Raw genomic sequence first — 7,999 nt, 5'->3', positions numbered from 1 at the left:
CATTAACACCCGCCAGAATCAGCCGCATGGAAGTGGATAACGAAAACAAATATGCTTCCGTTTACCTCAACCCTGACCAGGTATCACTGGCCATCGGTAAAAAAGGCGTAAACATTAAGCTGGCTTGCGAACTGACTGGTTTTGAGATTGATGTATTCCGTGATGAAGCACAAGAACAGTCTGAGTTTGATATCGATCTGGAAGAATTCTCGGATGAAATCGAAGAATGGATAATAGATGAACTGAAGCGAATAGGTTGTGACACTGCCCGCAGCGTATTAGAACTGACTGTTGAAGAACTGGTTCGCCGTTCAGATCTGGAAGAAGAGACAGTGCAGGATGTAAGAAGAATATTACAGGAAGAGTTTGACAAAGAATAAAGCCGAGCCACAACCCTTCCCAGGTAAAGGCCTTATTAGAAAGGGAATTGATTTTTTCGAGTTATTGTTTAAACGTAAAAAAACATCCCGTTTTGAAGAAACGGGAAACAGGGGAGGCCCGAAATACGATATGCCTGAAACAACAAACAACACACCACGCTTGCTGGCTGCAGCCAAGGAGTTTAATATTGGTAAGGAAACCCTCATCGATTTCCTTGGCAATAAAGGCTTTGACATGGGTGGCTTTGGTTCTCCCAATGCCCGCCTTACGGCTGTTATGTACACAGCACTGCAGTCGGAGTTCCAGCAGGACAAGGCTAACAAACGCAAAAGCGACCAGATAGCCCTGCCCAAAGGAAGCGTGTTAGAAACGATGAAGAAGAAAGAGAAGGAGGAAGCGGAAGCGGCGGCTAAAAAGAATACCAATAAAGAAAATGAGGCAACTCCCGCTCCAGTAGCAGAAGCGCCTAAGGAAGAAAAACGTGAGCCTCAACCGGAACCAGTAAAGGAAACCCCTAAACCGGAACCACAACCACAGGCAACTGTTGCCCCGGCAACAACACCACCTCCCGCAAAGGAAAAAGCAGAACCGAAGCCTGAACCACCCGTTGTTACAGCTCCCCCTGTTGCGGAAGTTCCTAAAGCACCGGCAACGCCTCCTCCGGCTGAACCAGAAACAGTAAAAACAGAAGCGCCGAAAATTAACGGCCCTAAAGTCATTACTACCATCGATCTGGACGCATTAAACCGCAATAAAAAACCAGTTGCTAAAAAAGCAGAACAGGAAGAAACTCCGGCTCCGCAACCTGAAGCAGTAAAACCTCCGGTAAAGGAAGAAAAACCTACCCCGGCTCCAGTTATACCCGCTCCTCCCGTTGCTGAAAAACAACCGGAACCTAAGCCAGTTCCTGCCCCTCCCGTACAGGAAGCAACTACAGCGCCAACTGAAAAACCAGTTGAGAAAGCTGATAAAGCCGTAAAAGTAGAACAGGCCCCTAAAGCCGAAACTACCCCTCCGGCAGAGAAAGTAGCGAAAACAGAAAAGACCGATACGACAGAAAAAACGGAAAAAGCCGCACCGGTTGAAGATAAACCTGTAGTTAAAAAAGTGGAAGAAGTATTACAAGAGGCAAAACCGGCTGCAGTCAAAGAACCGGCGCACATTCCTGTTAAACAAGTCGTAAAGACAGAACATCGCAAACCCACTGCTGCTGTCGATAACACACCACCAACACCTCCTCCCGCTGCCCCTCAGGCACAGGACGAACCAGCTGGTGCTGCTGTCATTGAAAATATTCAGGCCGAAAAATTAACCGGCCCTAAAGTAATCGGCAAAATTGAGCTGCCAGTTCAATCTGACAGACGCGATAATAATAAGAACAACTTTAGCAGGGACGAAAAACGCAAACGCAAGCGTATCATCGTGGAAAAGAAACCCGAACCTGTTCAGCCTAAAGATTTCAAGGAAGGCGACCGCAAAGAAGGTGGCACTCCGGGCGAACATCGCCCACATCAACACGGCGGACAAGGTGGTGGCGGTAATCGCCCTCACCATAATGATAACCGCGGTGGCGGTCATCAGGGTCAGGGACACCAGGGTGGTGGCGGAAATCGTCCACAAGGCGATAATCGCAACAATAATAATAACCGTCCAGGCGGCGCCAACACCGGAACCGGTGGCGGTGGTTACAACAGACCTGCAGGTCAGGGTCAGGGCGGAGGCTATAACAGGCCAGCCGGACAAGGCGGTGCAAGCGGTGGTGGTAACAGACCTGCCGGACAAGGTGGCGGTTACAATCGTCCAGGTGGCGGAACCGGTGGTGGTAACAGACCAGGCGGTCAAGGCGGTGGCTATAACAGGCCAGGCCAGGGCGGCGGCGGTTACAACAGACCAGGTCAGGGTAACCGTGGCGAAGACAAACGCACTACCGAAGAAAAAGAAATCGATAAGAACGAGATCCAGAATAAGATCAAGGAAACAATGGCCAAACTCGGTGGCGGTCGCGGTAAAAACGTGAAAGCTAAACACCGTAGAGAAAAACGTGAAGAAAGAGCCCACCAGAAAGCGAAGGAAGGAGATGGAGACAACAAACTCCAGGTAACAGAATTCGTTTCTGTATCTGAACTGGCTAACCTGATGGATGTAAGCTTCGCAGAAGTTATCTCTAAATGTATGGGCCTCGGTATCATGGTATCTATCAACCAACGCCTCGATGCGGAAGTAATAGAACTGGTGGCCGGCGAATTTGGTTACGAAGTGGAATTCATCGGTCTGGAAGATGCAGAAGAATCCGATGATGAAGACGAAGTAGATGATCCTGCAGACCTGGAACCACGTGCTCCGATTGTGACCATCATGGGTCACGTCGATCACGGTAAAACCTCCCTGCTCGATTATATCCGTAGTGCAAACGTGGTAGCCGGTGAAGCCGGTGGTATCACCCAGCATATCGGTGCCTACCAGGTAACTACCGCAAGTGGTAAAAAAATCACCTTCCTCGATACACCTGGTCACGAAGCGTTTACAGCGATGCGTGCCCGTGGTGCCAAAGCAGCAGATATCGCTGTTATCGTGGTAGCTGCCGATGATGCCATCATGCCACAAACAAGGGAAGCAATATCCCACTCCCAGGCTGCTGGTCTGCCAATGGTATTCGCTATCAATAAAGTGGATAAAGAAGGCTCCAACCCTGAAAAAATTAAAGAACAACTGGCCGGCATGAACCTCCTGGTAGAAGACTGGGGCGGTAAATACCAGAGTCAGGAAATATCCGCTAAAAACGGATTGAATATAGATATCCTCCTCGAAAAAATATTGCTGGAAGCGGAACTGCTGGAATTGAAAGCAAATCCAGACCGCGAAGCATCTGGTAGTATCGTGGAAGCAACACTGGACAAAGGCCGCGGTTATGTAGCCTCCCTGCTGGTACAAAACGGTACCCTCCGTCAGGGCGATACCATTGTATCCGGCTCCTTCTTCGGTAAAATCAAAGCCATGTTCAACGAACGTGGTCAGAAAATGGAAGAAGCAGGTCCATCTATGCCCGTACAGGTGCTCGGCTTAAACGGTGCACCACAGGCCGGTGAGAAATTCAAAATGTTCGCAGACGAGTCTGAAGCAAAAGAAGTGGCTAACCGCAGAGCTCAAATCGTTCGTGAACAAGGTATCCGTACCAAGAAACACATCACACTGGATGAAATCGGTCGCCGTCTGGCACTGGGTAACTTCAAACAGCTGAACCTGATCATCAAAGCCGACTTTGATGGTTCCGTAGAAGCATTGAGCGATTCCCTGCAGAAACTGTCTACCGAAGAAATCGTTATCAGCATCGTACACAAGGCAGTAGGTCAGATCACAGAATCCGACGTATTGCTGGCTACCGCTTCTGACGCCATCATCCTCGGATTCCAGGTACGTCCTTCTTCCCAGGCTGCTAAGCTGGCGGAAAAAGAAAATATCGAGATCCGTAACTACTCCATCATCTATGACGCGATCGATGAAATCAAGAGCGCCATGGAAGGTATGTTGGAACCAAAAATCGAAAAGAAAGTGGTGTGCAACGTTCAGGTGCGCGAAACTTACAAATTCGAGAAAGTTACCGTGGCAGGTTGCTTCGTTACAGATGGCAAGCTGACAAGAAACACCCGTATCAACGTGGTGCGCGACGGTATCGTGGTTCACACCGGCGAACTCGGCTCCCTGAAACGTTATAAAGATGACGTGAAGGAAGTGGCCGCCAACATGGAGTGTGGTTTGAGTATCCGTGGATTCAGCGACCTCAGACCTAACGATAACATCGAAGGATTTGAAGAAGTAGAAGTAAAGAGAACATTATAAAACAGCTATTAGCCGTTAGCTATTAGCTTTTAGCAAAAATGCAGCGAAGACATCAGCAAAAGTTAAACAATAACTACGCTCATGTCTTCGCTGCATTTTTGCTAAAAGCTAATAGCTAACGGCTAAAAGCTGAATTCTCCCTGCTTATCTAAACTTTTGTTAAATCCATCGACTTTCCCTATGCTACTGACCTTTAAATGGTTATTTTTGATTTTTACCGCTTTTGTATGAAGAAACTTTTAGCATTATCCGCAGGCGCTTTGCTGCTATGGCAAGCCTCTTCGGCTCAGCAGAAACTGATTGCAGACAAGATTATCGGCGTAGTAGGGGATAAGATTATCCTCAAATCCGATATGGATGGGGCGCTGGCCGATCAGATGCACAACTCACCAGATGGAAATCTGATGCCCGATGCTGCCTGCAAAACCCTGGAAATGCTGATTTCCCAGAAGGTAATGGTGCTTCAAGCAGAAAGAGACAGCTTACCCGTAAGCGACGGCGATGTGGAAGCTCAAATGGAAAACCGTATCCGCTATTTCGAACAGATGTACGGCTCTAAAGAAAAGATGAAGGAAATTACCGGCTACTCCATCTACCAGCTCCGCGAACGCTTCCGTTCTCCCATCAAAGAAGGGTTGCTGGCACAGGCAATGCGTAACAAAATCATTGAACCGGTAAAAGTAACACCGTCAGAAGTAAAACGCTTCTACGACGCCATCCCTAAGGATAGTCTCAAATTTTACGAATCAGAACTGGAAATAGGTACCATCGTGTTAACACCGAAGGCTACCCGCGAAATGGACCAATACGCCATTGAACGCCTCCTCGATTTCAAAAAACGTGTAATGAACAAGGAATCAGACTTCACCTCTCTGGCTATCCTGTACTCCGAAGATCCAAGCGTAAAGGATAACAAGGGTATCATGGTACTCAACCGTGGTGATAAAAACTGGGATCCTGAGTTCATGGCCGCTTCCTTCCGTTTGAAAGAAGGCGAACTGTCTTCTCCGGTTAAATCCCAGTTCGGATACCACCTGATCCAGATGCTGAAACGTTCCGGCGATAACATCACCGTGCAACACATCATCCTGAGAGCAGCTGTTACCAAATCCGACCTGGCAGCTAATATCGCCAAACTGGATTCTATACGCTCCAGCATCCTGGCAGGTAGAATTAACTTTGCCGAAGCCGTTGCTAAATACAGCGACGCGCCAAGCGCCAAATTTGATGGTGGTATGCTCCAGTCTAAAACAGGCGATGGTAGCACCCTGATCACCATTGATCAGCTGGACGATCCCGGCCAAAGAGACATCGTACTGATGCTCGACACCCTGAAACCAGGTAAAATTTCTGCACCAGCGCAATTCACAGACGAAAGCGGCCGCCAGGCGGTACGTATCGTTTACCTGAAAACACGCTCACAACCACATAGAGAAAATCTTACGGATGACTACTCCCGCATACAGCAACGTACCCTGGATATCAAACGTGCGGAAGCTATCAACAAATGGCTCATCGAAAAGATACCAACCTTCTATGTACACGTAGATGAGGAATACAAAAACTGTAATCACATCAGCCAGTGGATGGCAGCCCTGGCCAAACAATAACATCAGCGGTTAGCTTTTAGCTATCAGCAGTTAGTAAAGCGGAGATAAGAGCGAAAAGCTTTTATCTCCGCTTTTTTTGGACAAATAATTAAAAATGATATCCCTTACCCCGCCCGCCATTCCCACTCTTACGGATACACTTCACTTCCCAAAACACTAAAAGCTAACAGCTAATGGCTAATAGCTTATCAGCAAAGGCTGATACCTTTACCATCCCCTTTCTGGTTTTCTCCTTTTTTGCCGTACCTTTGCGACTTCAATTTTCTGCCATGAGTGATGCGATCAAACATGAATGCGGTCTGGCATTTATAAGATTAAGAAAACCGTTTTCCTACTACCAACAAAAATATGGGAGCGTTTTCTATGGGCTAAACAAACTGTACCTGCTCATGGAAAAACAACACAACAGAGGCCAGGATGGCGCTGGTTTGGCTACCGTAAAACTGAACACCGAACCTGGCGTTCCCTTTATGCACCGCATCCGTAGTGCAGCTCCACAAGCGATCGGTGATATCTTCGCAAAAGTACGTGACGAAATACAGGAGATAGAAAAATATCAGCCGGAAATTACCAAATATCCAGGGCTGATGAAAGGCCATGTACGCTTTCTCGGTGAACTCATGATGGGACATATCCGTTATGCTACACAGGGTAAAAACAACGTGGAACTCTGCCATCCTTTTGTACGCTACAATACCATTCCTGCCCGTAACCTCGCTATGGCAGGTAACTTCAACCTGATCAATACGGATGAACTGTTTGAGTTCTCCAAAGCTGAACCAGGTGAGGTACACAAAAACAGCGATCTCGCCGCTATGCTGGAAGTGGTACACCATTTCCTCGCGAAGGAAGATAATGAAGGTAGCAATGACCTTGATATCAAAAAAATCCTGCAGCAGGCATTTTCTATGTTTGACGGAGGTTATCATACCTGCGGACTGATTGGTTCCGGAGATGCTTTCGTAATCCGTGATGCACACGGTATCCGTCCTTCCTACTACTACATTAATGAAGACGTGATTGTGGCGGCCTCTGAAAGAGCCGCTATCCGCACTACCTTTAACGTAGGGGAAAATGAAGTACTGGAACTGATGCCAGGTAATGCCCTCATCGTTAAAAACAACGGTGACTACAGCATCGAACAAATTCTCGAACCTAAGGAACGTAAAGCCTGCAGCTTTGAAAGGATTTACTTCTCCCGTGGTAACGATGAAAAAATATATAAGGAACGTACTGACCTGGGCCGTCTGTTATCCGGTACGGTTTTAAAGGCCATCGATAATGACCTCCGCAATACCATCTTTTCCTTTATTCCAAACACCGCTGAAGTAGCCTTCTATGGCCTGTTAAAAGGACTGGAAGATTATCTCAACAAAATAAAGGTAGAACGTATTCTTTCCTGGGGTAATGACTTTGATGAGGAAAAGCTCACTGAAATGGTGAACCGCCGTATCCGCATCGATAAGATCGCTACCAAAGACGTAAAAATGCGTACGTTCATTACCGAAGATTCCAGCCGTAATGAAATGGTACAACACGTGTACGATATCACCTACGGTAAAGTAAGACCCGGTATTGACTCCCTCGTGGTAATAGATGATTCCATTGTTCGCGGTACTACTTTGAAAGAAAGTATCGTTAAAATGCTGGATCGTTTAGGACCTAAAAAGATCATCATCGTATCTTCCGCCCCTCAGATCCGCTATCCGGACTGCTATGGTATTGATATGAGCAAGATGGGTGATTTCGTAGCCTTCCAGGCCGCCATTGCTCTCCTGAAAGACCACGGCAAGGAACATATCCTGAACGAAGCTTATGGTCTCTGCAAGGAACTGCAACGCACCAATACCCTTCACGCACAAAACGTAGTAAAGAATATATACAAACCATTTACCCCGGAACAGATCTCCGCAAAAATTGCAGAAATCCTCAACCCCGGCGGTATCCGTGCTGAAATAGAAGTGATCTATCAATCTATCGAAAGCTTGCATCAGGCTTGTCCGAATAACCTGGGTGACTGGTACTTTACCGGTAATTACCCTACTCCGGGCGGCAACCGTGTCGTAAATAAAGCATTTATGAACTTCATGGAAGGCAAAAACGAAAGAGGATATTAATTAAATAATAAAAGCTATTATTTACAGGATTTAATCGGATCACCTCCCTTACAT

3 protein-coding genes and 1 pseudogene are annotated in these 7,999 nt (G+C 47.1%); all 4 read left to right on the top strand.

The window, feature by feature from the left end; all coding sequences use genetic code 11:
- A pseudogene (locus tag AC1DP6_RS04030) lies at nucleotides 1–380 on the top strand (transcription termination factor NusA); the annotation flags it as partial.
- Nucleotides 367–4,218 carry a translation initiation factor IF-2 gene (gene infB / locus AC1DP6_RS04025; RefSeq protein ID WP_477053673.1) on the top strand — a complete coding sequence of 1,284 codons (3,852 nt, stop codon included), beginning with the start codon at nucleotides 367–369 and terminating at the stop codon, nucleotides 4,216–4,218. The pseudogene AC1DP6_RS04030 and the gene infB, both read left to right, overlap by 14 nt.
- 227 nt (nucleotides 4,219–4,445) lie before the next feature.
- Entirely contained in the window at nucleotides 4,446–5,828 is a 1,383-nt protein-coding gene (locus AC1DP6_RS04020) for a peptidylprolyl isomerase (RefSeq protein ID WP_477053672.1), read from the top strand.
- 389 nt (nucleotides 5,829–6,217) lie between these two features.
- Entirely contained in the window at nucleotides 6,218–7,945 is a 1,728-nt protein-coding gene (locus tag AC1DP6_RS04015) for an amidophosphoribosyltransferase (RefSeq protein WP_477053671.1), read from the top strand.
- Nucleotides 7,946–7,999 lie beyond the last annotated feature (54 nt).

This window comes from Chitinophaga sp. 01L420, assembly GCF_056399985.1.
Note: the sequence above shows the minus strand (reverse complement) of the source record. Positions and strands in the feature narration are given on the sequence as shown.

Excerpts from the sequence above, each read along its gene's own strand:
- AC1DP6_RS04015 (WP_477053671.1), top strand. The coding sequence starts at position 6,218 with ATGGAAAAACAACACAACAGAGGCCAGGATGGCGCTGGTTTGGCTACC.
- AC1DP6_RS04020 (WP_477053672.1), top strand. The coding sequence starts at position 4,446 with ATGAAGAAACTTTTAGCATTATCCGCAGGCGCTTTGCTGCTATGGCAA.